Consider the following 22,903-nt stretch of genomic DNA (forward strand, 5'->3'; position numbering starts at 1 on the left):
CTGGCTTACTCGACAGGGACTTCGGCAGGCGATTGTTTCGGCGTGTTGTCTTCGTATTCCTGCGCAGCTTTCAGGGCGTCGGCGTCAGCCTTGGCCTTGTTGTCGGCGGTCAGCTGCAAGGCGGCGAGTTTTTCCGGCGTCAGCTGTTGCAGGCGAATCATCAGGCGCTGGATCAGCTCGCGACGCATTTCCTTGCGAACCTGGATGATCTCCGAGTCCGAGCCCACCAGGTTGTTACCGTCGTGGCTCACCACCTTCTGCACTTCAATCTTGTCACCCATCAATGGCAGGTGGTCGCGACCTTGCAGTTCATAGACGACCAGGGTGTTCAGCTCGATGTCCGACGCACGGCCGGCACTGGCGTAGCTGAGGTTACGCTGGGTTTCTTTCTCGTCCACCAGGTTCAGTTTGTAAGTCGCGCCGGAGGCCACGCGTACACCGCTGCTTTCCAGGGTCTGGCGCAGTTGGGTCAAGGTATCGCCGTAGGCGTTGCGCGCGCTGACGTCCAGTTCCTTGATGCTCAGTTCATTGGTGGCGGTGCCACGCAGCTGGAAGCCGCAAGCGCTCAGCAGCACAGCGAGGCCCATCACCAGCAAATTGCGTTTGATCATTTTGTTGCTCCCCTTGAAACCATGTTGGCCTTATCGAGGCCTTAAAGGTTTAGTTCGGCGCAGGGCTCAAGCCCTGCGCCCGATCCGATTAGCTGGCGACGATGTTGACCAGTTTGCCCGGCACTACGATCACTTTGCGGATCGTCAGGCCTTCGGTAAAGCGCAGCACGTTTTCGTTGATGCGCGCTGCGGCTTCCACGTCTTCACGGCTGGCACTGGCAGGCATGTCGATCTGGCCGCGCAGTTTACCGTTAACCTGGATAACCAGTTGCAATGTGTCCTGCACCAGCGCGCTGTCATCCTGCACCGGCCAGCGCGCATCGATGACCGCATCGCTATGGCCCAGGCGGCTCCACAGCTCATGGCTGATGTGCGGCGTGATTGGCGCCAGCAGCAACACCACAGCTTCCAGGCCTTCCTGTACCAGCGCGCGGTCCTGTTCGGTGGCTTGCGGGGCTTTTTCCAGCACGTTCATCAGCGTCATCACCTGAGCGATGGCGGTATTGAACTTGTGGTTCTGGCCCACGTCCTGGCTGGCCTGGCGGATGGCCAGGTGGGTGCTGCGGCGGATGGCTTTTTGCTCATCGCTCAACGACGCCACGTCCAGTTTGCCCGGCAAACCCTGGCTGACATGGGCGTGCGCCAAGCGCCAGACGCGCTTGAGGAAACGGTGCGAACCTTCAACCCCGGAGTCGGACCATTCGGCGCTCATGTCGGGCGGCGAGGCGAACATCATGAACAGGCGGCAGGTATCGGCGCCGAACTGATCGATCATCGACTGTGGGTCGACGCCGTTGTTCTTGGACTTGGCCATCTTCTCGGTGCCACCGATTTCCACCGGCAGGCCGTCGGATTTCAGCTTGGCGCTGATCCCCTTGGCTTTGCTGTCACGCTCAAGCTCGACGTCCGCCGGGTTGAACCAGGTGTAGGCGCCATTGGCTTCGCGGCGATAGTAAGTCTCGGCGATTACCATGCCTTGGGTCAGCAGGTTCTTGAACGGCTCATCGGAACTCACCAGGCCTTCGTCGCGCATCAGCTTGTGGAAGAAGCGCGCGTAGAGCAGGTGAAGAATCGCGTGTTCGATGCCGCCGATGTATTGATCCACCGGCAACCAGTGGTCGGCTGCGGATTTTTCTACCAGGCCGCCTTCATAGTGTGGCGAGGCGTAGCGGGCGTAATACCACGAGGACTCGACGAAGGTGTCCATGGTGTCGGTTTCACGCTTGGCAGGTGCGCCGCATTTAGGGCACGTGCACGCGTAGAACTCGGGCATGCGCGCCAATGGCGAACCGGCGCCATCGGGCACCACGTCTTCGGGCAGTACCACCGGCAACTGGTCTTCCGGCACCGGCACGTCACCGCAGGTTTCGCAGTGGATGATCGGGATCGGGCAGCCCCAGTAGCGCTGGCGGCTGATGCCCCAGTCGCGCAGGCGGAACTGGGTGCGCGAGGCACCGAGGTTTTTCTTGATCAAGGCAACTTCGATGGCGTCGAAGGCACCCTGGAAGTCCAGGCCGTCGAACTCACCGGAGTTGATCAGCGTGCCGTGCTCGCCGTAGGCGTCTTGCCACGGGGCCGGGTTGGTCTCGCCGGAACTGGTGCGCACCACGGATTTGATCGGCAGGCTGTACTTGGTGGCGAACTCGAAATCGCGCTCGTCGTGGGCCGGCACAGCCATGACTGCGCCATCGCCGTAGTGCATCAACACGTAGTTGGCGACCCACACCGGCAGTTTTTCGCCCGTCAGTGGGTGCTCGACGTACAGGCCGGTTGGCAGGCCTTTTTTCTCTTGGGTGGCAACGTCGGCTTCGGCCACGCTGCCGCCTTTGCATTCGGCGATGAACGCTTGCAGCTCAGGATTGTTCTGTGCGGCCTGGGTGGCCAGCGGGTGCTCGGCGGCCACGGCGACGTAAGTCGCGCCCATCAGGGTATCCGGACGGGTGGTGAAGACTTTGAGTGCGCCGGCTTCGCCGATCGAATCGACGTTGTACGGGAACTGCACTTCCATGCCCTTGGATTTGCCGATCCAGTTGCGCTGCATGGTCTTGACCTGTTCAGGCCAGCCCGGCAAGTCATCGAGGCTCGACAAGAGTTCATCGGCGTAGGCCGTGATCTTGAAGTAATACATCGGGATCTGGCGCTTTTCGATCACCGCGCCGGAACGCCAGCCGCGACCGTCGATGACCTGCTCGTTGGCCAGTACGGTCTGGTCGATCGGGTCCCAGTTCACGGTACCGTTTTTACGGTAGATCACGCCTTTTTCGAACAGGCGCGTGAACAGCCACTGTTCCCAGCGGTAGTAATCGGGCTTGCAGGTGGTCACTTCACGGGACCAGTCCACCGCCAGGCCCAGGCTGCGCAGCTGGGTTTTCATGTAGGCGATGTTTTCGTAGGTCCACTTGGCGGGCGCCACGTTGTTTTTCATCGCGGCGTTTTCCGCCGGCATGCCGAAGGCGTCCCAACCCATAGGTTGCAGGACGTTTTTGCCGAGCATGCGCTGGTAGCGGGAAATTACGTCGCCGATGGTGTAGTTACGCACGTGCCCCATGTGTAGCTTGCCGCTGGGGTAAGGGAACATCGATAGGCAGTAGTAAGTATCCTTGCCTGGCTGTTCACTGACTTCAAAGGACTTTTGCTCGTCCCAGAAGGTTTGGGCGGCATTTTCTATTTCACGGGGCTGATATTGTTCGTGCATGGCTACTTTTGAACTGAATAGGGGTGGCCTAATCCTCTTCGGTACAACATTCAGGTTGATCGACACCAAAAAGCGGCGCGTCCGTGCCCAAACCCTGCGGGAAGTGGAGTTACAGGAAGCGCCGTAGCATACATGACCCCACTCTATCGAGGGAAACCCTGATTGCGCGGCGAGGGCCGTCTGTCGCGGCGCGAGGCAGGCGCAGCCATGGGGACTACGCTGTTTATTGGGGAGTGAGTCTTATCTTCAATGAGGTGAGGGGATGGTTGAATCGCAGCGAACTTTAATGAAACCGCAATTGTATGAAGGACTGATCGACCGTTTGGGTCGGGCATTGGATGCCGCAAGAACCGCAGGCCGATTGCTTGATGAGCGGCCTCTGGAGCTGGAGTTGCGAGGCTTGAGCCAGGCTGAACTCGAATTGATCAAGGGCTACCTGGAATTGAATCACCACCGTGCCTCTCAGGAACGGGCTGCCCCGCCCGCCCGAGAGCCTTTGCGTTCGGCCAAGGTGATCTGGCTGAAAGATGTGTCTGCGGGTCGCGGTCCCGACAAACGTCGGGCTGCACGGTAAACGTGGAGCACCACGTTAACCTTTGAGTCGTCTCGAAACAGGTTGGTAAAGATTGTCGCTGAACCCCGTTGCATCTAGGCTTCGGGCATCTTTGGAGATGCCCGATGCCTTTTCGTTATTTCATTAAACAATTGCTCTTGCCGCCCGGCCTTTTTTTGCTGCTGCTGGCGTTTGCCTGGTGGTTGCGTAAAAGTCGCCCGCGCCTGGCCGGATGCTGCTTTGCCGTGGGGTTCGGGGGGCTGTGGTTGATCAGCCTGCCGGTGATGGTGCAATGGGGCGCGCATGCCCTGGAGACCGAGCCACCGTTGGCCCGTGAAGAATGGGCGACGCTGGCCCAGCGCGCCGATGCCATTGTGGTGTTGGGCTCTGGGCGTGAGCGCGGCGACCCTGCGTGGGGCACCGATCAACCCACCGGTACAGGGCTTGAGCGCCAGCGTTATGCCGCGCGTCTGGCCAAGGCCTCCGGCTTGCCGGTGCTGACCAGCGGCGGCTTGCACTACGGCACGCCACCCAGTGAGGCCGAGCTGATGGCAGTGTCGATGCAGGATGACTTTGGCGTCACCGTGCGCTGGAAAGAAGAGCGCAGCCGCACCACCTGGGAAAACGCGCAGATGAGCGCCGACATTCTGTTGCCGCAAGGCATCAAGCGTGTGGTGGTGGTGACCCAGGCCTGGCATATGCCGCGTGCGGTGTGGAGTTTCGAGAAGGCCGGCTTCACCGTGGTGCCGGGGCCGGTGGGCTTTTTGGGCGTGGACAATGCGCGGCCACTGGGCGGCTGGATGCCGGAGTTCGTGTCGGTGTGGCGCAGCGGGCAGTTGATCAATGAGGCGGTGGGGCAGGTGGGGTATCGGGTGTTTTACCGATAACGCCGCAATTTCAAATGTGGAAAGCGGTTCATGTGGGAGCGGGCTTGCTCGCGAAAGCGGTGTGTCAGTTGACGATATGTTGACTGACACACCGCTTTCGCGAGCAAGCCCGCTCCCACACAAGCCAGTTCCCACATTGGTTTTGTGGTGTTCGTTTAGACGGTTTTCGACATCCGCCCCGCCAGCAACGCCCAGCCGAACAAGCCCAGGCACACAATGATCAACGGCCACGAGCGCCATTGCAGGTACGGCGTCAGGTTGTGCATCGGCACCACTTCGCCGTAGAGAATCCCGCGTTCAAACTGCGGGATCTGCGCGGTGATCTGCCCAAACGGGTTGATCAGGCCGGTCACGCCGTTGTTGGTGGCGCGGATCATCCAGCGGCCAGCCTCCAATGCACGCATCTGCGCCATTTGCAGGTGTTGCAGCGGGCCAATGGAGCGGCCGAACCAGGTGTCGTTGCTGATGGTCAGCAGCAAATCGCTCTGGGCCGACAGGCCTGCGGCGAATTCCGGGTACACCACTTCGTAGCAAATGAACGGCGCAATCTGATAGCCCTTGGCCTGCAGCATCGCCTGATCGGACGGGCCGCGGGCGAAGTCCGACATCGGCAGGTCAAAGAAAGCGATCAGCCCGCGCAGCATGTCTTGCAACGGCACGTACTCACCAAAAGGCACCAGTTTTTGCTTGAGGTAAGTGCCTTCGCCTTCGCCCACCACGGTAATGCCGTTGAAGTAGCGCTTCTGGTGGTGCACTTCCTGGCGGATCGGTACGCCGGTGATCAGCGCGGAGTGCCGGTCGGCGGCGAACTTGCCCATCATGCCCAGGTAACCTTCGACTGACTCTTTGAGCACCGGCACCGCGGTTTCCGGCCATACCAGCAGGTCTACCGGCTTGGAGCTGAAGCTCATGTCGCGGTACAGCGCCAACTGCGCGTCGATCTGCGCGGGGTCCCATTTCATGCTCTGTTCGACATTGCCCTGAATCGCCGCCACGGTCAGCGGTGCGCCGGAGGGCGAGGTCCAGGCGTGATGCTTGAGCGCCAGGCCGATGGCCCAGGGTGCAACCAACAACACCAAGCCTGCGCCGATGAAGCCGTTGCGCTTGCTTGCCAGCAGGCGCGGCAGGTTGCACAGCACGGCCGCCGTCAGCGCCAGGGCAAAGGAAATCAGCCACATGCCGCCCAGTGGCGCAAGGCCGGTGAGCGGGCCGTCGAGTTGGCTGTAACCGGAGTACAGCCAAGGGAAACCCGTCAGGAACCAACCACGAAACGCTTCCTGGCCAACCCACAGCGCCGCAAAGGTCAGCGCATCGGCCAGCGGCGCCTCATTGCGACGCAGCCAGCGTGCCCACAGCCAAGCGGGCAGGGCGAAGAACCAGGCAATCGCGGCGGTAAACAGCAGCATCAAAAAGCCAGCCAGCAACACCGACGCGCCGCCGAAGTGGTGAATGCTGTAGTAGATCCAGCTGGTGCCGGCGCCAAACAGGCCAAAACCGAAGCACCAACCACGGCCCAAGGCCTGACGTGGCGTCAGCTCGCGCAGCCCCACATAGAACAGCCCGACGGCCAGTAGCGCAAATGGCCACAGATCGAAGGGCGCCAGCGCCAGGGTGGTGATGGCGCCGGCCACCACGGCCAGCAAGTTACCGGGCCAGCCGGGTGCAATCAGACGGCGCATGTAGGGGTGGGTCATCAGCTATTTCCTGTGTCGCGCCGGGCCTGCTGCGGCACAGGGCAAGGCGCGAGGAGTGTGGTTTGGTTTTTCCAAATGAACGACGAGTAACGCAGCCCTGTGCCGCAGCAGGCCCGGCCCTTCGGGTTGCCCCTGAGAGCGGGCCATGCTGCGTTGCAGGCCTTGAAAAGGGAACGCCATTCCCTGCGGCCTGCGCCTTGCCTGGCCCGCTCTCAGGGGCAACGCGACACAGGAAATAGCTGATGACCCACCCCTTCCTTAGCGGGCAATCGGGGTCAGGCGAATCAGATGAATCCGGCGGCTATCGGCATTCAGAATGCGGAAGCGGTAAGCGCCGATCTCGGTGGTTTCGTTACGTTTTGGCAGGTGCCCAAACGCACTCATCACCAAACCGCCCACGGTGTCGAACTCATCATCCGAGAATTCGCTGTCGAAGAACTCGTTGAAGTTCTCGATCGGCGTCAGCGCCTTGATCAGGAAATCACCGCTGGGCAGCGGCTTGATGTAGCTGTCTTCTTCGACGTCGTGCTCGTCTTCGATGTCGCCGACGATTTGCTCAAGCACGTCTTCGATGGTCACAAGACCGGCCACGCCGCCGTATTCGTCGATCACAATGGCCATGTGATTGTGGTTGGCGCGAAACTCGCGCAGCAGCACATTCAGGCGCTTGGATTCAGGCACGAAGGTGGCCGGGCGCAGCAAGTCCTTGATGTTGAAGCTGTCGCCGTTCTCCTTGAGGATCAGCGGCAGCAGGTCCTTGGCCAGCAGGACGCCCATGACGTCGTCATGGCTTTCACCGATTACCGGGTAGCGCGAGTGCGCCGAGTCGATCACGGCCGGGAGGAATTCCCGTGGGGTCTGGGTCGCCTTGATGCTGATCATCTGCGAGCGCGGGACCATGATGTCCCGAACCTGCAGGTCAGCCACCTGGATGGCGCCTTCGACGATGGCCAGCGCTTCGCTGTCCAGCAACTTGTTCTGATGGGCCTCGCGCAGCAGCTCCAGCAGCTCCTGGCGGTTTTTCGGCTCGTGGGCAAAAGCCTGGGTCAGTTTACCCAGCCATGACTTCTGCCCGTTGCTCGATCGGTCTTCGCTCATAGCGATTACTCTAAATCCTTTGTTGTGTCAGTTATGTGTAGTTTCAATTTTCGTCGTCTGCATACGGATCAGGGTGACCCAGTTCAGCAAGCAACGTTTGTTCCAGTGTTTCCATTTCGCAGGCTTCGTCATCGTCTATATGGTCGTAACCCAAGAGATGCAAGCAGCCGTGGATGACTAGATGGGCCCAGTGGGCCTCAAGTTCCTTGCCTTGTTCCTTCGCCTCGCGCTCGACCACTTCGACGCAGATCACCAGGTCGCCCAGTAACGGGATATCCAGTAACTCATCCGGCACGTCGGCGGGAAAGGACAGCACGTTGGTCGCGTAGTCCTTTTGACGCCAGGTGTGATTCAGTTCACGGCCTTCGGGCTCGTCCACCAGGCGGATGGTCAGTTCCGAGTCGGCGGTGCGCTGGCGCAGGGCCAGGGCGCACCATTGACGGAACTGCGCTTCGCTGGGGGCGGGCGCTTCGGTGGCCAGTTGCAGATCTAGCTCAAGCATCGCGGCGCACGTCCTTGGCGGGTGCGTCATCGCGGTGCTCAAAGCGCTCGTAGGCTTCGACAATGCGCTGCACCAACGGGTGGCGAACCACGTCTTTGGGCATGAAATGCGTGAAGCTGATGCCTGGCACGTCCTTGAGCACGTCGATCACCTGGGCCAGGCCCGACTTGGTGCCCTTGGGCAGGTCGACCTGGGTGACGTCGCCGGTGATCACGGCGGTGGAGCCGAAACCGATACGGGTGAGGAACATTTTCATCTGCTCGACGGTGGTGTTCTGGCTTTCGTCGAGGATGATGAAGCTGTTGTTCAAGGTGCGACCACGCATGTAGGCCAGCGGGGCGATCTCGATCACTTGGCGCTCGATCAACTTGGCCACGTATTCAAAGCCGAGCATCTCGTACAGCGCGTCGTAGAGCGGGCGCAGGTACGGGTCGATCTTCTGGGCCAGGTCGCCGGGCAGGAAGCCAAGCTTCTCGCCAGCCTCGACCGCCGGGCGTACCAGCAGAATGCGTCGCACCTGCTCGCGCTCCAGGGCGTCGACCGCGCAGGCCACGGCCAGGTAGGTCTTGCCGGTACCGGCGGGGCCGATGCCGAAGTTGATATCGTTACCGAGGATTTCCTTGACGTAGCGCTGCTGATTCAAGCCGCGAGGGCGAATCATGCCTTTTTTGGTGCGCAGGGCCACGCTGGCTTCGGCCACCGGGTTGTTGGCCAAGTCTTCCACGGCGGATTCCTGCAGGTACAGGTGCACGGTCTCCGGCGACAGCTCGCTACCCTTGGTTTCACGGTAGAGGCGGCGCAGCAGGTTTTCTGCAGACGTGGTGTGCTGGGGTTCACCAATAAGCTCGAACTGATTGCCGCGGTTGCGGATCTCGATGCTCAGGCGTTGTTCGATCAGGCGCAGGTGCTCGTCGAACTGTCCGCACAGGTTGGCGAAACGGCGAGCCTCAAACGGCTCGAGGATAAAACGATGGGGTTCTGATATGGGTGCGTTCAAGGTTGCTTTTAGCCGCCCTTTGGCTGTGTAGGTGAAGGAGAGGATAACGCCAGTGCTCGGCGTGCGAAAGCACTTATATAGTGCTGGCTCAATCTCAAGAACCATGAAAATCCACTGTGGGAGCTGGCTTGCCTGCGATGGCGGTGTGTCAGTGCCGGATGTGTCGGCTGACCCACCGCTATCGCAGGCAAGCCAGCTCCCACATTTTGATCTTCATCCGGTCAGAGGTCAGTTGATTAGCGACCCACGCAGCGAGTGCGGTTGCGCCGCATCGATATGCACATCGGCAAACTGGCCGATCAGGGTGGGCGTGTCGCAGCGGAAGTTGACGATCCGGTTGTTCTCGGTACGCCCTTGCAACTCGCCCGGGTCTTTTTTCGAGTAGTCGGTGACCAGGATGCGCTGGATCGAACCGACCATTTGTCGGCTGATCTCGAAACCTTGCTGGTTCAGGCGATGCTGCAGTGCGTTTAAACGCTCTTTTTTCAGCGCTTCCGGGGTGTCATCTGCCAGGTCGGCAGCCGGGGTGCCCGGACGCTGGCTGTAGACGAACGAATACGAGAAGTCGAAACCGACGTCTTCGATCAGCTTCATGGTCTGCTCGAAATCCTTCTCGGTCTCGCCGGGAAAGCCGACGATAAAGTCCGAGCTGATGCAGATGCCCGGCACCGCGGCGCGCAATTTACGCAGCTTGGATTTGTATTCCAGGGCCGTATGGTTGCGTTTCATGGCCGCCAGAATGCGGTCTGAACCCGACTGCACCGGCAAATGCAGGTGCTTGACCAGCTCCGGCACCTCGGCGTGCGCCTGAATCAGGCTGTCGGAGAACTCCAGCGGGTGCGAGGTGGTGTAGCGAATACGCTCGATGCCGTCCACCGCGGCCACCACGCGAATCAACTCCGCGAGGTCGGCCAGGCGCCCGTCGTCGGTCTGGCCGCGATAGCCATTGACGTTCTGGCCCAGCAAGGTCACTTCGCGCACGCCGTTTTCGGCCAGGTGGATAATTTCGGCCAGTACGTCGTCAAACGGCCGGCTGACCTCTTCGCCACGGGTGTAGGGCACCACGCAGAAGGTGCAGTACTTGCTGCAGCCTTCCATCACCGACACATAAGCACTCGGCCCGTCGATGCGCGGTTCGGGCAAATGGTCGAATTTTTCGATTTCCGGGAATGACACGTCCACCTGCGGCAGCTTGGTGATGCGTGCGGCGTCGATCATTTCCGGCAGGCGGTGCAGGGTTTGCGGGCCGAACACCACGTCGACATAGGGGGCGCGATCGCGGATCGCGGCGCCTTCCTGGCTGGCCACGCAGCCGCCAACGGCGATCACCATGTCCGGGTTGGCCAGTTTCAATTCACGCCAGCGGCCCAGCTGGGAGTACACACGGTCCTGGGCACGCTCGCGGATCGAGCAGGTATTGAGCAGGATGACGTCGGCATCTTCGGCGCGGGCAGTGACTTCCAGGGCCTGGTGTTCGCCCAGCAGGTCGACCATGCGCGAGCTGTCGTACTCGTTCATCTGGCAACCGTGGGTTTCGATGTAAAGCTTCTTGGCCATGGGAATCATCAACTGGTGGTAAAGAACCGCGCATTATAGGGGGCATGCCCATTGGTTCCTAGCGCTGTGCATCGGGTGCCATGCTATAGTTCGCGCCCTCTTTTAAATCCCCCATGTGTTATTCGCCCACCATGACCAAACGTGAAGCTCCAATCTACAAGGTGATTTTCCTCAACCAGGGCCAGGTGTTCGAAATGTACGCCAAGCAGATCTATCAAAGTGATCTGTGGGGCTTCCTGGAGGTGGAAGAGTTCGTCTTTGGCGAGCGCACCCAATTGGTCGTCGACCCGGGCGAAGAAAAACTCAAGGCGCAGTTTGAAGGCGTGGTGCGCAGCTTTGTGCCGATGCATTCGATTGTGCGCATCGATGAAGTCGAGCGCCTGGGCACGCCGAAGATCAGCGAGGCGCGCGGCACCAGCAATGTGATGCCGTTTCCGATGCCGATGCCGGAAAAATAGAGTTCAAACTATTTTGTAGGGCGTTTCTGATTATCCTCTGTCATGCATGGACATTTTGCTTGAAAGGTAGCAAGTTTTGTTTGTGCAGAGAGGACACTATGAATACATCAATAATAAAAACGTATCGAAGTCTCCCAAGTTTCGCCCTTGTTAAACCTCCCCATTAGTTAGCCTCTGGTTTGGTGTCACGCCGTCATTAACGAACTTGCTTGTTCGGGAGTAGCCCTGTGCGCGATCCTCGCTATGACATTCTGTTTGAACCGGTACAAATAGGGCCGGTGCTTACCCGTAATCGCTTTTATCAAGTGCCCCACTGTAATGGCATGGGGCATGTGCATCCTTCGGCCATGGCGCGCATGCGTGGCATAAAAGCCGAAGGCGGGTGGGGTGTGGTCTGCACCGAGGAGTGTGAGATCAGCCCGCTGAGCGAGTTCTCGCCTTATATCGAGGCGCGTTTATGGGATGAGCGCGACATTCCGGCCCTGGCGCGCATGTGTGAGGCCGTCCACGAGCACGGTTCCCTGGCCGGTGTAGAGCTGGCGTTCAATGGTTACTCCGCGCCTAACCGCTACAGTCGTGAGATTCCATGGGCGCCCTCCAATACGCCGGTGCGCGGTTATGACCCGGTGCAAGCCCGGGCGATGAGCCGTGCCGATATCCAGGCGTTGCGTGCCATGCACCGTGCCGCCGCACTGCGGGCGCGAACGGCAGGGTTTGACATCATCTATGTCTATGCGGGGCATGACCTGGGCCTGCCGTTTCATTTTCTGACGCCACGCAACAACCGTCGTACAGACGAGTACGGCGGCGTGCTGGAAAATCGCGTGCGCTTGTTGCGCGAGCTGATTGAAGACACCCGCGATGCTGTCGGTGACCGCTGTGCGGTGGCGGTTCGCCTGGCGGTGGATGAGCAGACGGCCGGGGGCCTGTGCCGTGAAGGTGAGGGCGCTGAAATCTTCTCGATGCTGGCGGACTTGCCGGACTTATGGGACGTCAATGTGGCCGACTGGTCCAACGACAGCGTGACGTCGCGCTTTGCCCCGGAAGGGTATCAAGAGGCTTTTCTGCTGGGGCTCAAGGCGTTGACCCGCAAGCCCGTGGTGGGCGTTGGGCGCTTCACCTCACCGGATACCATGGTTTCCCTGGTGCGCCGCGGCGTCCTGGACTTGATCGGTGCGGCCCGGCCCTCGATTGCCGACCCATTCTTGCCCAAGAAGATTGCAGAAGGGCGCGCGGAGGAGATTCGTGAGTGCATTGGCTGCAATGTGTGCGTCAGCGGCGACCACACCAGTACGCCTTTGCGTTGCACGCAGAACCCGACCATGGGCGAAGAGTGGCGGCGTGGCTGGCACCCGGAATCGGTCAATCGTGCGCGTCACCCAGGGCGGGCCTTGGTGGTCGGTGCCGGGCCTGCGGGCCTTGAATGTGCGCGAATACTGGGCGCGCGGGGGCTGGACGTGGCGCTGGTCGAGCGCCTGCGCACGCTGGGCGGGCGTGTGGCGCTGGAATCCCGTCTTCCCGGGCTGGCCAGTTGGTCACGGGTCATCGACTATCGACTGGATGCGTTAAGCCGTCTGCCCTCGGTCGAGATTTATCGCGAGAGCCCCTTGCAGGCCCAGGACGTTCTGGATTTTGCGGCCGAGCATGTGTTCATCGCCACCGGTTCTCACTGGCGGCATGACGGCGTGGGGCGTGCCTTGCGCTACCCGCTGCCGGGCCTGGAGTGCCTGCCCGTGCTGACACCGGACGATCTGATGGCGGGCGTGCTGCCGCCTTCTCCCGTGCTGCTGTTCGACGACGATCACTATTACATGGGCAGCGTGTTGGCCGAGCAGTTGGTGGCGCGCGGCGTGGAGGTGATATTCGTCACCCCGGCGGCGGATGTGGCAGCCTGGACCCATAACACCCTTGAACAACATCGTATCCAGCGCCGGCTGCTGGAATTGAACGTCACCCTCATTGCGTCCCATACGCTGGTCAGGGGCATGCCGGAAGGCGTGCTTGTCGGGTGTGCCTACACCGGGCGCACGCGCCTTATAGCCGCGGCATCCCTGCTGTTGGTGACCTCCCGTGAACCCGAACAGGCGCTTTATCAGGCACTCAATAGCGCACCTGAGCAACTGCATGCGGCCGGCATCCATGCGGTGACGTTGATGGGAGACTGCGTGGCCCCCGGCACGATTGCCGCAGCCGTGTATTCGGGGCATCGAATTGCCCGAGAGTTTGATATGCCTGCGGATTCGTTACTTGTACGCCGAGAGATTCCCTATATCGAGGTTTAGTCCGAGCCTCTGGTTTGTTAATAACAAGGAATATAATAATGAGAAAAATACTCCTGATGTTACTTGCCTGTGTTTTTATTAGCTCCTCAGTCTTTGCCAAGGAATATACGGTAATCCGTTTCGGGGCTGATCCCAACTATGCACCGTTTGCCTACAAAGACAGTGTAGGAACTTTAACAGGCTTTGAAGTTGATATCGGCAATGCCATCTGTATTCATCTTAATGTTCGTTGCCAATGGGTGGAGAGCGACTTTGATGGGCTGGTCCCCAGCCTGAACGCTGGCAAGATCGATGCGATCTTCGCCTCTATGACGGTGACGGACGCACGGCAAAAGGTCATCGATTTCTCCTCGGAGGTCTTCTCCAGCCCCACCGCCATGGTGTTCCGCCCCGGCACGGAATTGGCCAAGGGCACGGCCGTCGGCTATCTGCAGGGCAGTACTCAAGAAGCCTACGCCCGGCAAATACTCGCCCCGCAAGGCATCAAGATCGTGGCTTATGCCGATCAGGAGCAGGTGTACGCCGACCTGGTGGCGGGCCGGTTGCACGCCTCCCTTCAGGATGCCCAGCAGGCACAAAGCGGTTTTTTGCGCACACCTCAGGGCGCGGCGTTCGTGCTGGGCCAGGTGATTGAAAGCGAGTTGATGCCTTCCAAAAGCGCCATCGGCATTGCCAAGGGCAATCACGCATTGAATGCCCTGCTCGACAAAGGGCTGGCCGCCCTGCACGCGGACGGCACGTATGCGCGTTTGCAGGCGCAGTACTTCCCAGGCGTGAGCATGTTCAGCGGCCAATGATCGGCGAGGGCGTCAACATGCTACCCACGCTTACGCAATTTGCCGCGACCCTGGACGGTTTTATGCCGCTGTTGCTGCGTGGTGTCTGGATCACGGTGCAACTGGCGCTGCTGTCGTTGCTGCTGGGGCTGACCTTCGGGTTGCTCGGTGCAGGTGCCAAGCTTTCCAGGGTCAGGGCCTGGCGGCTGTGCGCGCAGCTCTACACCACGCTGGTTCGTGGGGTGCCGGACCTGCTGTTGATGTTGTTGATTTTCTATGGGGTGCAAACCGGCTTGAGTCGTCTGACCCAGGCAATGGGTTGGGCCTATATCGAAATCGACCCCTTTAGTTCGGGCGTGCTAACTCTGGGGTTCATCTATGGCGCCTATTTCACCGAAACCTTTCGCGGCGCATTGCTGGCCGTTCCACGTGGCCAGTTCCAGGCAGCCAAGGCCCTGGGCATGACCTTCACCCAAGGCTTTGTGCACGTGATATTTGCGCAGATGATGCGGTTCGCCTTGCCGGGGCTCGGCAATAACTGGATGGTCTTGCTCAAGGCCACTGCCTTGGTGTCGATCATTGGTTTGGCGGACTTGGTCAAAGTGACCCAAGTGGCGGGGAAAAGCAGCCAGCAGTTGCTGGCCTTCTTGCTGTTGGCTGCGTTGATTTATCTGCTGCTCAGCAGTGTTTCAAGCCTCGCCTTGCGCTGGATGGTGCGGCGCTATGGCCGTGGTGTGCAGGCGTCATCGCCATGATCGAGTTGATCCAGGACTACTGGCAGCCATTCATCTACTCCGACGGTCAGCAAGTGACCGGCCTGGCCATGACCTTATGGCTGACCAGCGCCTCGTTGTGTTTCGGCCTGTTGCTGGCATTGCCGCTGTCCATCGCCAGGGTATCGACCTTGCGTTGGCTGCGCTGGCCGGTACACGGCTTTACCTACCTGTTTCGCGGCACCCCGCTGTATATCCAGTTACTTATTTTCTACACCGGCATCTACAGCATGGCGGCCGTGCGCGAACAACCTCTGCTGGAGGGCTTTTTCCGTGAGGCAATTAACTGCACGCTGCTGGCGTTCTCCCTGAATACGGGGGCCTACACCACGGAGATCCTGGCAGGCGCGATTCGGGCGATGCCACGCGGCGAAGTCGAGGCGGCCCGATCCCTCGGGTTCAGCGGCTGGAAGCTGTATGTTCATCTGATCATGCCCTCGGCCTTGCGCCGCTCATTGCCCTATTACAGCAATGAGGTCATTTTCATGCTGCATTCGACCACGTTGGCGTTTACGGCGACCGTGCCGGACATCCTCAAAGTGGCCCGGGATGCCAACGCCGCGACCTTCCTGACGTTCCAATCCTTTGGTTTTGCCGCAGCCCTCTACCTGTGCATCACGTTTGCTCTGGTCGGTGTGTTTCGCCTGGCTGAACGGCGTTGGCTGCGCTTTCTTGATCCGGGCCGATAGGAGGCTGATATGCAGGCGTGTGTGCATCAATTGCTAACGGCTGTGCCGGGTACGTCACGGCAGATTCATAGCTTTCACTACGGCCCGGCCCATGCGACGGGCAAGGTCTACCTCCAGGCCTCGCTGCATGCTGATGAGCTGCCGGGAATGTTGGTGTTATGGCACCTGAAACAGCAGTTGGCGCGGCTGGAGGCGGCGGGCTTGTTGCGCTGGTCGATCGTGCTCGTGCCGGTGGCCAATCCGCAGGGCCTTGAGCAAGTGCTGATGGATGTACCTCAGGGGCGCTTCGAGAACGAAAGCCGGGAGAATTTCAATCGATGCTTCGTGGATGTCAGTCAACCGGTCGGTGATCGAGTGCAAAGCCTGTTGACCGATGATCCGGTCAGCAATCTGCAACTGATTCGTTCGACCCTGCGGCAAACGCTGGCCCGTCAGGTGCCGACAACTTCGTTGCAATCCATGCGTTTGCTCCTGCAAACCCTTGCCTGCGACGCCGATATCGTGCTGGACCTGCATTGTGACTTCGAAGCCCTGCAGCACCTGTACCTGTCGCCGGCTTCTTGGCCCGATGTGGAGCCTCTGGCGCGCTACCTGGGCGCCAGGGCCTGCTTTTTGGCGCAAGAAGCGGGCGGGCAATCGTTCGATGAGTGCTTTACGTTGTTCTGGGCGCAGATGCAGGCGCGATTTCCCGGGCGCTTTGCGGCGCCAGGGTTCGCCGTGACCGTAGAGTTACGCGGAGTAGCCGATGTGAGTCACGGGCTGGCGCGCCAGGATTGCGTAGCGTTGATCAATTACCTGACGCAGCGCGGCGCCATCGAAGGCCAAGCTCCGCCGCTACCGTCATTGCTCAACGCGCCGACACCGCTGGCAGGGGTAGAGCCGGTGATAAGCCCGGTGGGCGGTTTGATTGTGTTTTGCGCGCAGGTGGGAGATGACGTCGAGCCGGGGCAAATCGTGGCTGAAATAATCGACCCGATCACTGACCGCGTGACGCCGGTCGCGTGTGTGCATAAAGGGCTGTTGTATGTTCGAAGCGTGCGCCGAATGGCGACGGCGGGCATGACGATTGCCCATGTTGCAGGCGCAACGGCCTACCGACAGGGCTACCTGTTGTCGCCCTGAGGCGCGATGGGGTCGGGCAAAGGCGAGAAGGGCGAACGCCCATCGGCACTCTGCAATTCCTGCAGGTAATTGCGGAAGATCTGGCCCAGTACCTGGGTGGCCACTTCCAGTTCATCGCGCTGCATGTGCTCGGCCACTTCGTCGGCCGTGTCCAGTGCGTCTTCGGCGCCGTTGACCGCCGCCATTTTCAGCACGATGTACGCCTGAACGTTATTGGCCGGCACGCCTTCGCCTTTGAAGAACATGTTGCCCAGCTGGAATTGCGCCTGGGCATGGCCCTGCAACGAAGCCTTCTCGAAGTAGCTCAGGGCTTTGTTAAGGTCGCGGGCAGGGTTTTTGTCGTCGTGGAAGTACTCGCCCAACTCGTATTGCGCCTGCGCATCCCCACCGTCGGCCTGTTTCTGGCACGCGCTCAGCGCTTCGGCCTGGCTGTCTGGCTGGGTATTGAGGGTGCAACGACCCATCGCTGGGATTAACAACGAGTTGCCGCCTGCCTGGGCATGTGCCAGCAGCGGCTGAAGGAGCAACAGGCAGCCCAGAACCAGGGTGCGGCCGGTGCGTTTCATGGGAATCGACTTACCTCTGACGGGGCACGCGGACCCTCGGGGGAGTCCAATAAGCGCGCATTATGAAATAAGCAGGCCCCTGCTTACAAAGTCTTTACTCGTTTTTCTGCTGCGTAGGCAAGTTATCTGCCGGATTGCAGGTGATTTCTCGAAAAATGCAGGAAATCTCTGTAGGCAAAGTAGCAAATCTGACGCTGCGAGGGGCAACGTCAGATGTGTGTGTCCCTTACTTCTGGGCTTGCTTCAGGGCGGCAAAAGCGCGCTCGGCAGCATCCAGGGTCAATTTCAACTCGGCTTCGCCATGGGCGATCGAGGTGAAACCCGCTTCAAAAGCGCTCGGTGCCAGGTAAACGCCGCCTTCGAGCATCAAGTGGAAGAAGCGCTTGAACAGGTCGGCATCGCTGCCCATCACGTCATCAAAGGTAACGATATCGTCGGCGCCGCTGAAATACAGGCCGAACATGCCACCCGCTTGTGTGGTCACGAACGGGATGCCAGCCGCATCGGCGCGCTGTTGCAGGCCATCGAGCAGGCGCGTGGTGTAGTCGGTCAGCTCGGCGTGGAAACCCGGACGGCTGATCAGGCGCAGGGTGGTCAGGCCGGCGGCCATGGCCAACGGGTTACCCGACAAGGTGCCCGCCTGGTACACCGGGCCCAGCGGCGCGATGTGCTGCATGATTTCGCGTTTGCCGCCGAAGCAGCCCACGGGCATGCCGCCGCCGATGATCTTGCCGAAGGTGCTCAGGTCCGGCGTGACGCCGTAGTAAGCCTGGGCGCCGCCGAGGGCCACGCGGAAACCGGTCATCACTTCGTCGAAAATCAGCACCACGCCGTGCTTGTCGCACTGCTCGCGCAAACCTTCCAGAAAACCCGGTGCCGGTGGCACGCAGTTCATGTTGCCGGCTACCGGCTCGACGATGATGCACGCCACGTCCTGGCCGACTTCGCTGAGCATCTGCTCAACGGCGGCAATGTCGTTGAACGGCAGGGTCAGGGTGTGTTTGGCAAATGCGGCCGGCACACCGGCCGAGCTTGGCACGCCTTGGGTCAGCAGGCCGGAACCGGCTTTTACCAGCAGGCTGTCGGAGTGGCCGTGGTAGCAGCCTTCAAATTTGATGATGCTGTCGCGGCCGGTGAAACCACGGGCCAGGCGGATTGCGCTCATGGTGGCTTCGGTGCCGGAGCTGACCATGCGCACCATTTCCATCGACGGCACGATTGAACACACCAGGTCCGCCATCTCGGTTTCCATGGCGGTTGGCGCGCCATAGGACAAGCCGTGTTGCAGCTGCTGGCGCACGGCGTCGAGCACGTCCGGGTGGCTGTGGCCGAGGATCATCGGCCCCCAGGAACCTACGTAGTCAACGTAGCGCTTGTCATCTTCGTCGGTGACATAGGCGCCTTCGGCATGCTTGAAGAACAACGGTGTGCCGCCGACGCTCTTGAACGCACGCACGGGGGAGTTCACACCGCCGGGGATGTGTTTCTGGGCATTGGCAAACAGGGTTTCGGAACGGGACATGATCGGGCTCTCTACACTTTAACTTTAAGAAGGTCGTTGAAGGCGCGGGCGCGGCGCGTGACTTCCTGGGTGCTGTCGGCACCAAACAGGCCGTGCACCACGGCGAGCAGGTCGGCACCGTGGGCCACCAGGGGTTCGGCGTTCTCCAGGGTGACACCGCCGATCACGCAGATCGGCAACTGCAGGCGCGTGCGGGCCTGGGCCAGCATGTCGAGCGTGGCGGCCGGCGCGCCGGGCTTGGTGTTGGAATTGAAAAAGCGACCGAAGGCGACGTAGCTCGCGCCTTCCTTGGCGGCCTGCTCGGCCAGCTCGATCTGGCTGTGGCAGGTGGCGCCGATGATGGCTTTGGAGCCGAGCAATGCACGGGCCGGGGTCAGCGGGCCGTCGGTTTGGCCCAGGTGCACGCCGACGCCCAGGCGCGCGGCCAATTCGGCGTCATCGTTGATGATCAACTGGGTCTTGTAGCGTGAGCACAGCTCGCGCAGCTTCTCGGCCTCACGCAGGCGCCGGGCTTCGTCGCTGCTTTTGTCGCGGTACTGCAACAGGGTTACACCACCGTCCAGCGCCGCTTCGACGTAGGCAAGGAACTTGCCGGCCAACAGTTGGCTGTCGGTAATGGCGTAAAGGCCACGTAGTTTCATCGAGCAGGCCTCTTGTGCGGTTAAGAGCAGAAATCCAGCGGCAAACGGCGCGGCACGAACTGGCCCTGGCCGAGTTGTTCGGCATCACGCAGGGTGCGCCAAGTGTAGTTGAGCGCCGATTGCACCGCGCTGGCCAAGCCTTCGCCCTGGGCGATCCGGCCGGCCAAGGCGCTGGCCAGCGTGCAGCCCGAGCCGTGATAACTGCCCGGCAGGCGCTGGCAGGTAAAGGTCTGGCGCGTGCCGTCGCGGCTGTACAGGCGGTTGTGCACTTCGTGCTCGTCGCCGTGGCCGCCAGTGATCAGCAGATGCTTTACAAACGGCAGCAGCTTCTCGGCGCATTCGTCTGCCGTGCCCTCGGGCAATTCGGCGAGGATGCGCGCTTCCGGCAGGTTCGGCGTGGCGATCAGCGACAGCGGCAACAGCCGCTCACGCATGGCATAGCCGACTTCGTCCTTGCCCAGGCTGCCGCCACCTCCGGCACGCAGCACCGGGTCGCAGACCACCGGCAGGTGTGGGTGCGCCTGCAGCAGTTCGACCACGGTGTCGACCATCGCGGTGGAACCGAGCATGCCCAACTTTACCGCCGCGACTTCGGAGTCGCTGAGCACGGCATTGGCCTGGGCCAGCACCCACTCGCGGTCGAGCACGCGGAAATCGCTGACATTGACGGTGTTCTGCACGGTCAAGGCGGTGACGGCCGGAGCCGCATGACAGCCTTGCGCAAGCAGGGCTTCGATATCTGCCTGCAAGCCGGCGCCACCACTGGGGTCGTGGCCGGAGAGACAGAGGACAACAGGGCGAGAGCTGTAGATATTCATGGTGCGCGAGCTTACCACCAATCGCTTTTTGCGTGGCTGTTGGGCGAGTGGGGAATTTCACCCTGTGTTTATGGCTGTTGGTTCACCATTTTTATTCGTTTATATGCCTGAAAGTGCTGTTCTAGAGCCTTTCAAAAAATTATTTCAATGGTGTCCAATGGCCTCTAGCGGCTATGCTAAAGTGGATCCAAACAACTTAATGTATCGCCGGTATACGTCTACTCAAAAGGAATGGGGGGCTTTTGACATAACCGGACAGGCCACGCTGGGGCTCTATGCGCTATTTGCTGATCTTTTTATTGTGCGGGCTGCCGATGCTCGCCAGCGCCATCGAGTTCAACCCGGACACTCGAAGCCTGCCGCTGGGCCGCGTCATGCAAGTACTCGAAGACCCAACCGACGCCCTCACCATCGCCGATGTCAGCGCTCCCGCCTACGCCGCCCAATTCAAAACCCATGACAAAGCCACCCTCAACGCCGGCTATTCGCGCTCGGTGTTCTGGCTCAAGGTCGACCTGCATTACACCGCCACTGACCCACGAGCCCCGCGCACCTGGTTTCTGGAGTTGGCGTACCCGCCGCTTAACGAACTCGAGCTTTACCAGCGCGACAGCACCGGCAATTACCGCCTGACCAGCCGCACGGGCAGCAGCCTGGCGTTTTCCAGCCGTGAAGTGCGCCAGGCCAACTACCTGTTCAAGCTCAACTTCGTGCCCGACCAGCAGCAAACCGTGTACCTGCGCCTGCAAAGCCAAGGCTCGATCCAGGCACCGCTCACGCTCTGGTCCGCCACCGCGTACATGGAGCAGCAGCCACTGCGCCTGTATGTGTTGGGGGCGATCTATGGCGTGTTACTGGGGATGCTGGTCTACAACCTGTTCATCTACTTGAGCGTGCGCGACACCAGCTACCTGTATTACATCCTTTATATCGCCTCGTTTGGCCTGTACCAACTGTCGGTTAACGGCGTAGCGGTAGAGTATTTCTGGCCGAACAACCCATGGTGGGCGAACGCGGCGGTGCCGTTCCTGATTGGCTCGGCGGCGTTGTTCGGCAGCTTGTTCGCGCGCAGTTTCCTGCACACCGCGCAGCACAGCCGCTGGCTTGATCGGGTTTTACTGGCGCTGGCAGCGGCCGGCGCGTTGGTCATGGTGCTGGCGCTGCTGACCAGCTACGCCGTGGCCCTGCGGCTGGCCACGGGGTTGGCGCTGGTGTTTACCGTGACCATCTTTGTGGCCGCCATCAAGGCCTGGTATTGCGGCCAGCGCATGGCGCGTTACTTCATCATCGCCTGGTCGGCATTCCTGCTGGGCGGGGTAGTCAATACGCTGATGGTGTTGGGCTACCTGCCAAATATGTTCCTCACCATGTACGCCAGCCAACTCGGCTCGGCCATCGAAGTGGCGCTGTTGTCCCTGGCCCTGGCGGACCGCATCAACGGCATGCGTGAACAACAGGCGCAGATCCTGTTTGACGCCAGCCAGAAGCTTGAGGTGCTCAATCAGCAATTGGCCCGCAGTAACCGCCTTAAAGATGAGTTCCTCGCCACGCTGACCCACGAGTTGCGCACCCCAATGAACGGTGTGATCGGCTCGTTGGAGCTGATGCAAACCGTGCCGCTGGACGACGACCTTACCCAATACCAGCAAACCGCCGCCGGTTCTGCGCGGGACATGATGCGCATGGTCAACGGCATTCTCACCCTGACCGAATTGCAAGCCGGGCGCCTCACCGCCCAGCCCCAGGTCTTCAGCCTGCGCGGCACCCTCGACACCTTGCGCCAGCAATTCACCGCCAGTGCCCAGAGCAAAGGCCTGGCGTTTTCCATCGACGTGGCCGATGAACTGCCGGACCGGGTGATTGGTGATGCCGGCAAACTCACCCAGTGCCTGGACTGCCTGCTCGACAATGCCTTCAAGTTCACCCACGAAGGCGCGGTGCGCGTGCGTGTGGTGGGTGTGCCCCACAGTGACGGCGAGCTGCGCCTGAGCTTTATTGTGACCGACAGCGGCATCGGCTTCGCTTTTCTCGATGAGGCCACGCTGTATCAGCGCTTCTTCCAGGTCGACGGTTCGATGACCCGCGAGTACGGCGGCCTGGGCATCGGCCTGGCGATTTGCCGGCAGCTGATAGAACTGCTCGGTGGGCGTTTGACCCATCATTCCGAACTCAGCAAGGGCAGCCGCTTCCAGCTGGACATGAACGTCAACGCGGTACCGTCTGAGTCCAAACCCGCTACGCACAAGCCCCATGCGCAACGAGCGCCCCAGGAATGTACGGTGCTGTTGGTGGACGACAACAGCGTCGGCCAATTAGCGGTACGCGGCATGCTGCTCAAACTGGGTTACCGGGTGAAAACCGTGGATAACGGCCCGGCCGCCTTGGCGCTCTTGCAGGACGATACGTTTGAAGCGGTGCTGTTGGATGTGTCTGAAGGCGGCTTCTCGTTGTGCTGTCAGATTCGTGCACTACCCGGCTGCGGCGAACTGCCGGTGATTGCCCTGAGCACCTCGCTGCACGCCCCGGATCGCGAACGCTGCCATGGGGTCGGCATCACTGATCGCCTCAGTAAACCCGTGCGTTTCGAGGCGCTGCAGACGGTGCTGGAGCGGCGCCTGCTGTGCCCGTTAGAGGGCGAAAGCGCCGAACAATAGGCGGGTAT

General features: G+C 60.7%; 20 protein-coding genes. 9 read left to right on the forward strand and 11 right to left on the reverse strand.

Annotated elements, in window-relative coordinates; all coding sequences use genetic code 11:
* Positions 1-5 precede the first annotated feature (5 nt).
* The gene (locus ASE80_RS29390; protein WP_056861971.1) at positions 6-611 is read right to left on the reverse strand and encodes an LPS-assembly lipoprotein LptE; all 606 of its coding nucleotides are present in this window, start codon (positions 609-611) and stop codon (positions 6-8) included.
* A gap of 88 nt (positions 612-699) precedes the next feature.
* Entirely contained in the window at positions 700-3,306 is a 2,607-nt protein-coding gene (gene leuS / locus ASE80_RS29395) for a leucine--tRNA ligase (RefSeq protein ID WP_056861972.1), read from the reverse strand.
* A 262-nt stretch (positions 3,307-3,568) separates the two neighbouring features.
* Here leuS and ASE80_RS29400 point away from each other — a divergent pair, with 262 nt between their 5' ends.
* Positions 3,569-3,880 carry a hypothetical protein gene (locus ASE80_RS29400; protein ID WP_056861973.1) on the forward strand — a complete coding sequence of 104 codons (312 nt, stop codon included), beginning with the start codon at positions 3,569-3,571 and terminating at the stop codon, positions 3,878-3,880.
* A gap of 104 nt (positions 3,881-3,984) precedes the next feature.
* Positions 3,985-4,746 (forward strand): YdcF family protein, encoded by a 762-nt coding sequence (locus tag ASE80_RS29405; RefSeq protein WP_056861974.1) that lies wholly within the window; start codon positions 3,985-3,987, stop codon positions 4,744-4,746.
* Positions 4,747-4,901: 155 nt separating this feature from the next.
* Here ASE80_RS29405 and lnt read toward each other — a convergent pair whose 3' ends face one another.
* From lnt to miaB, 5 genes are all read right to left on the reverse strand, one after another.
* On the reverse strand, positions 4,902-6,425 hold the full coding sequence (gene lnt, locus ASE80_RS29410; protein ID WP_056862010.1) for an apolipoprotein N-acyltransferase: 1,524 nt from the start codon (positions 6,423-6,425) through the stop codon (positions 4,902-4,904).
* Positions 6,426-6,698: 273 nt separating this feature from the next.
* Positions 6,699-7,538 carry an HlyC/CorC family transporter gene (locus tag ASE80_RS29415; protein ID WP_010206772.1) on the reverse strand — a complete coding sequence of 280 codons (840 nt, stop codon included), beginning with the start codon at positions 7,536-7,538 and terminating at the stop codon, positions 6,699-6,701.
* Between the two features lie 43 nt (positions 7,539-7,581).
* On the reverse strand, positions 7,582-8,040 hold the full coding sequence (ybeY, locus tag ASE80_RS29420; RefSeq protein WP_056861975.1) for an rRNA maturation RNase YbeY: 459 nt from the start codon (positions 8,038-8,040) through the stop codon (positions 7,582-7,584).
* Complete coding sequence (locus ASE80_RS29425; RefSeq protein WP_056861976.1) at positions 8,033-9,037, reverse strand: PhoH family protein; 1,005 nt, start codon at positions 9,035-9,037, stop codon at positions 8,033-8,035. Before ASE80_RS29425 ends, ybeY begins: the two co-directional genes overlap by 8 nt.
* A 228-nt stretch (positions 9,038-9,265) precedes the next feature.
* Positions 9,266-10,594, reverse strand: coding sequence for a tRNA (N6-isopentenyl adenosine(37)-C2)-methylthiotransferase MiaB (gene miaB / locus ASE80_RS29430; protein ID WP_056861977.1), 1,329 nt, complete (start codon positions 10,592-10,594; stop codon positions 9,266-9,268).
* Between the two features lie 131 nt (positions 10,595-10,725).
* Here miaB and ASE80_RS29435 point away from each other — a divergent pair, with 131 nt between their 5' ends.
* The 6 genes from ASE80_RS29435 to ASE80_RS29460 all read left to right on the forward strand — a co-directional run bounded on the left by ASE80_RS29435 (position 10,726) and on the right by ASE80_RS29460 (position 16,694).
* Positions 10,726-11,052: a DUF1820 family protein gene (locus ASE80_RS29435; RefSeq protein ID WP_003194436.1), complete on the forward strand. Its 327-nt coding sequence runs from the start codon at positions 10,726-10,728 to the stop codon at positions 11,050-11,052.
* Between the two features lie 227 nt (positions 11,053-11,279).
* The gene (locus tag ASE80_RS29440) at positions 11,280-13,334 is read left to right on the forward strand and encodes an oxidoreductase (RefSeq protein ID WP_056861978.1); all 2,055 of its coding nucleotides are present in this window, start codon (positions 11,280-11,282) and stop codon (positions 13,332-13,334) included.
* A 38-nt stretch (positions 13,335-13,372) separates the two neighbouring features.
* Positions 13,373-14,131, forward strand: coding sequence for a transporter substrate-binding domain-containing protein (locus ASE80_RS29445; RefSeq protein ID WP_056861979.1), 759 nt, complete (start codon positions 13,373-13,375; stop codon positions 14,129-14,131).
* A gap of 17 nt (positions 14,132-14,148) precedes the next feature.
* The gene (locus ASE80_RS29450) at positions 14,149-14,865 is read left to right on the forward strand and encodes an ABC transporter permease (RefSeq protein WP_082463702.1); all 717 of its coding nucleotides are present in this window, start codon (positions 14,149-14,151) and stop codon (positions 14,863-14,865) included.
* On the forward strand, positions 14,862-15,572 hold the full coding sequence (locus tag ASE80_RS29455) for an ABC transporter permease (protein ID WP_056861981.1): 711 nt from the start codon (positions 14,862-14,864) through the stop codon (positions 15,570-15,572). Before ASE80_RS29450 ends, ASE80_RS29455 begins: the two co-directional genes overlap by 4 nt.
* A gap of 9 nt (positions 15,573-15,581) precedes the next feature.
* Entirely contained in the window at positions 15,582-16,694 is a 1,113-nt protein-coding gene (locus tag ASE80_RS29460; RefSeq protein WP_056861982.1) for a succinylglutamate desuccinylase/aspartoacylase family protein, read from the forward strand.
* Here the strand turns inward: ASE80_RS29460 and ASE80_RS29465 are convergent.
* The 4 genes from ASE80_RS29465 to ASE80_RS29480 form a co-directional block, all read right to left on the reverse strand.
* Complete coding sequence (locus tag ASE80_RS29465; RefSeq protein WP_056861983.1) at positions 16,676-17,260, reverse strand: tetratricopeptide repeat protein; 585 nt, start codon at positions 17,258-17,260, stop codon at positions 16,676-16,678. The two genes, ASE80_RS29460 and ASE80_RS29465, sit on opposite strands and share 19 nt — an antisense overlap.
* A 226-nt stretch (positions 17,261-17,486) precedes the next feature.
* Positions 17,487-18,782, reverse strand: a complete 1,296-nt coding sequence (hemL, locus tag ASE80_RS29470) for a glutamate-1-semialdehyde 2,1-aminomutase (protein WP_056861984.1) — start codon at positions 18,780-18,782, stop codon at positions 17,487-17,489.
* An 11-nt stretch (positions 18,783-18,793) separates the two neighbouring features.
* Complete coding sequence (gene thiE, locus ASE80_RS29475; RefSeq protein WP_056861985.1) at positions 18,794-19,423, reverse strand: thiamine phosphate synthase; 630 nt, start codon at positions 19,421-19,423, stop codon at positions 18,794-18,796.
* A 20-nt stretch (positions 19,424-19,443) separates the two neighbouring features.
* On the reverse strand, positions 19,444-20,241 hold the full coding sequence (locus tag ASE80_RS29480) for a hydroxymethylpyrimidine/phosphomethylpyrimidine kinase (RefSeq protein WP_056861986.1): 798 nt from the start codon (positions 20,239-20,241) through the stop codon (positions 19,444-19,446).
* Between the two features lie 275 nt (positions 20,242-20,516).
* Between ASE80_RS29480 and ASE80_RS29485 the strand changes: the two genes are divergently transcribed.
* Positions 20,517-22,895 (forward strand): hybrid sensor histidine kinase/response regulator, encoded by a 2,379-nt coding sequence (locus ASE80_RS29485; RefSeq protein ID WP_056861987.1) that lies wholly within the window; start codon positions 20,517-20,519, stop codon positions 22,893-22,895.
* Positions 22,896-22,903: the final 8 nt, after the last annotated feature.

This window comes from Pseudomonas sp. Leaf15, assembly GCF_001421425.1.
GTDB lineage: Bacteria > Pseudomonadota > Gammaproteobacteria > Pseudomonadales > Pseudomonadaceae > Aquipseudomonas > Aquipseudomonas salomonii.

Bases quoted from the DNA above. Each gene is read 5' to 3' on its own strand.
- ASE80_RS29390 (WP_056861971.1), bottom strand. From the start codon at position 611: ATGATCAAACGCAATTTGCTGGTGATGGGCCTCGCTGTGCTGCTGAGC.
- leuS (WP_056861972.1), bottom strand. From the start codon at position 3,306: ATGCACGAACAATATCAGCCCCGTGAAATAGAAAATGCCGCCCAAACC.
- ASE80_RS29400 (WP_056861973.1), top strand. From the start codon at position 3,569: ATGGTTGAATCGCAGCGAACTTTAATGAAACCGCAATTGTATGAAGGA.
- ASE80_RS29405 (WP_056861974.1), top strand. From the start codon at position 3,985: ATGCCTTTTCGTTATTTCATTAAACAATTGCTCTTGCCGCCCGGCCTT.
- lnt (WP_056862010.1), bottom strand. From the start codon at position 6,425: ATGCGCCGTCTGATTGCACCCGGCTGGCCCGGTAACTTGCTGGCCGTG.
- ASE80_RS29415 (WP_010206772.1), bottom strand. From the start codon at position 7,538: ATGAGCGAAGACCGATCGAGCAACGGGCAGAAGTCATGGCTGGGTAAA.
- ybeY (WP_056861975.1), bottom strand. From the start codon at position 8,040: ATGCTTGAGCTAGATCTGCAACTGGCCACCGAAGCGCCCGCCCCCAGC.
- miaB (WP_056861977.1), bottom strand. From the start codon at position 10,594: ATGGCCAAGAAGCTTTACATCGAAACCCACGGTTGCCAGATGAACGAG.
- ASE80_RS29435 (WP_003194436.1), top strand. From the start codon at position 10,726: ATGACCAAACGTGAAGCTCCAATCTACAAGGTGATTTTCCTCAACCAG.
- ASE80_RS29445 (WP_056861979.1), top strand. From the start codon at position 13,373: ATGAGAAAAATACTCCTGATGTTACTTGCCTGTGTTTTTATTAGCTCC.
- ASE80_RS29450 (WP_082463702.1), top strand. From the start codon at position 14,149: ATGCTACCCACGCTTACGCAATTTGCCGCGACCCTGGACGGTTTTATG.
- ASE80_RS29455 (WP_056861981.1), top strand. From the start codon at position 14,862: ATGATCGAGTTGATCCAGGACTACTGGCAGCCATTCATCTACTCCGAC.
- ASE80_RS29460 (WP_056861982.1), top strand. From the start codon at position 15,582: ATGCAGGCGTGTGTGCATCAATTGCTAACGGCTGTGCCGGGTACGTCA.
- ASE80_RS29465 (WP_056861983.1), bottom strand. From the start codon at position 17,260: ATGAAACGCACCGGCCGCACCCTGGTTCTGGGCTGCCTGTTGCTCCTT.
- hemL (WP_056861984.1), bottom strand. From the start codon at position 18,782: ATGTCCCGTTCCGAAACCCTGTTTGCCAATGCCCAGAAACACATCCCC.
- thiE (WP_056861985.1), bottom strand. From the start codon at position 19,423: ATGAAACTACGTGGCCTTTACGCCATTACCGACAGCCAACTGTTGGCC.
- ASE80_RS29480 (WP_056861986.1), bottom strand. From the start codon at position 20,241: ATGAATATCTACAGCTCTCGCCCTGTTGTCCTCTGTCTCTCCGGCCAC.
- ASE80_RS29485 (WP_056861987.1), top strand. From the start codon at position 20,517: ATGCGCTATTTGCTGATCTTTTTATTGTGCGGGCTGCCGATGCTCGCC.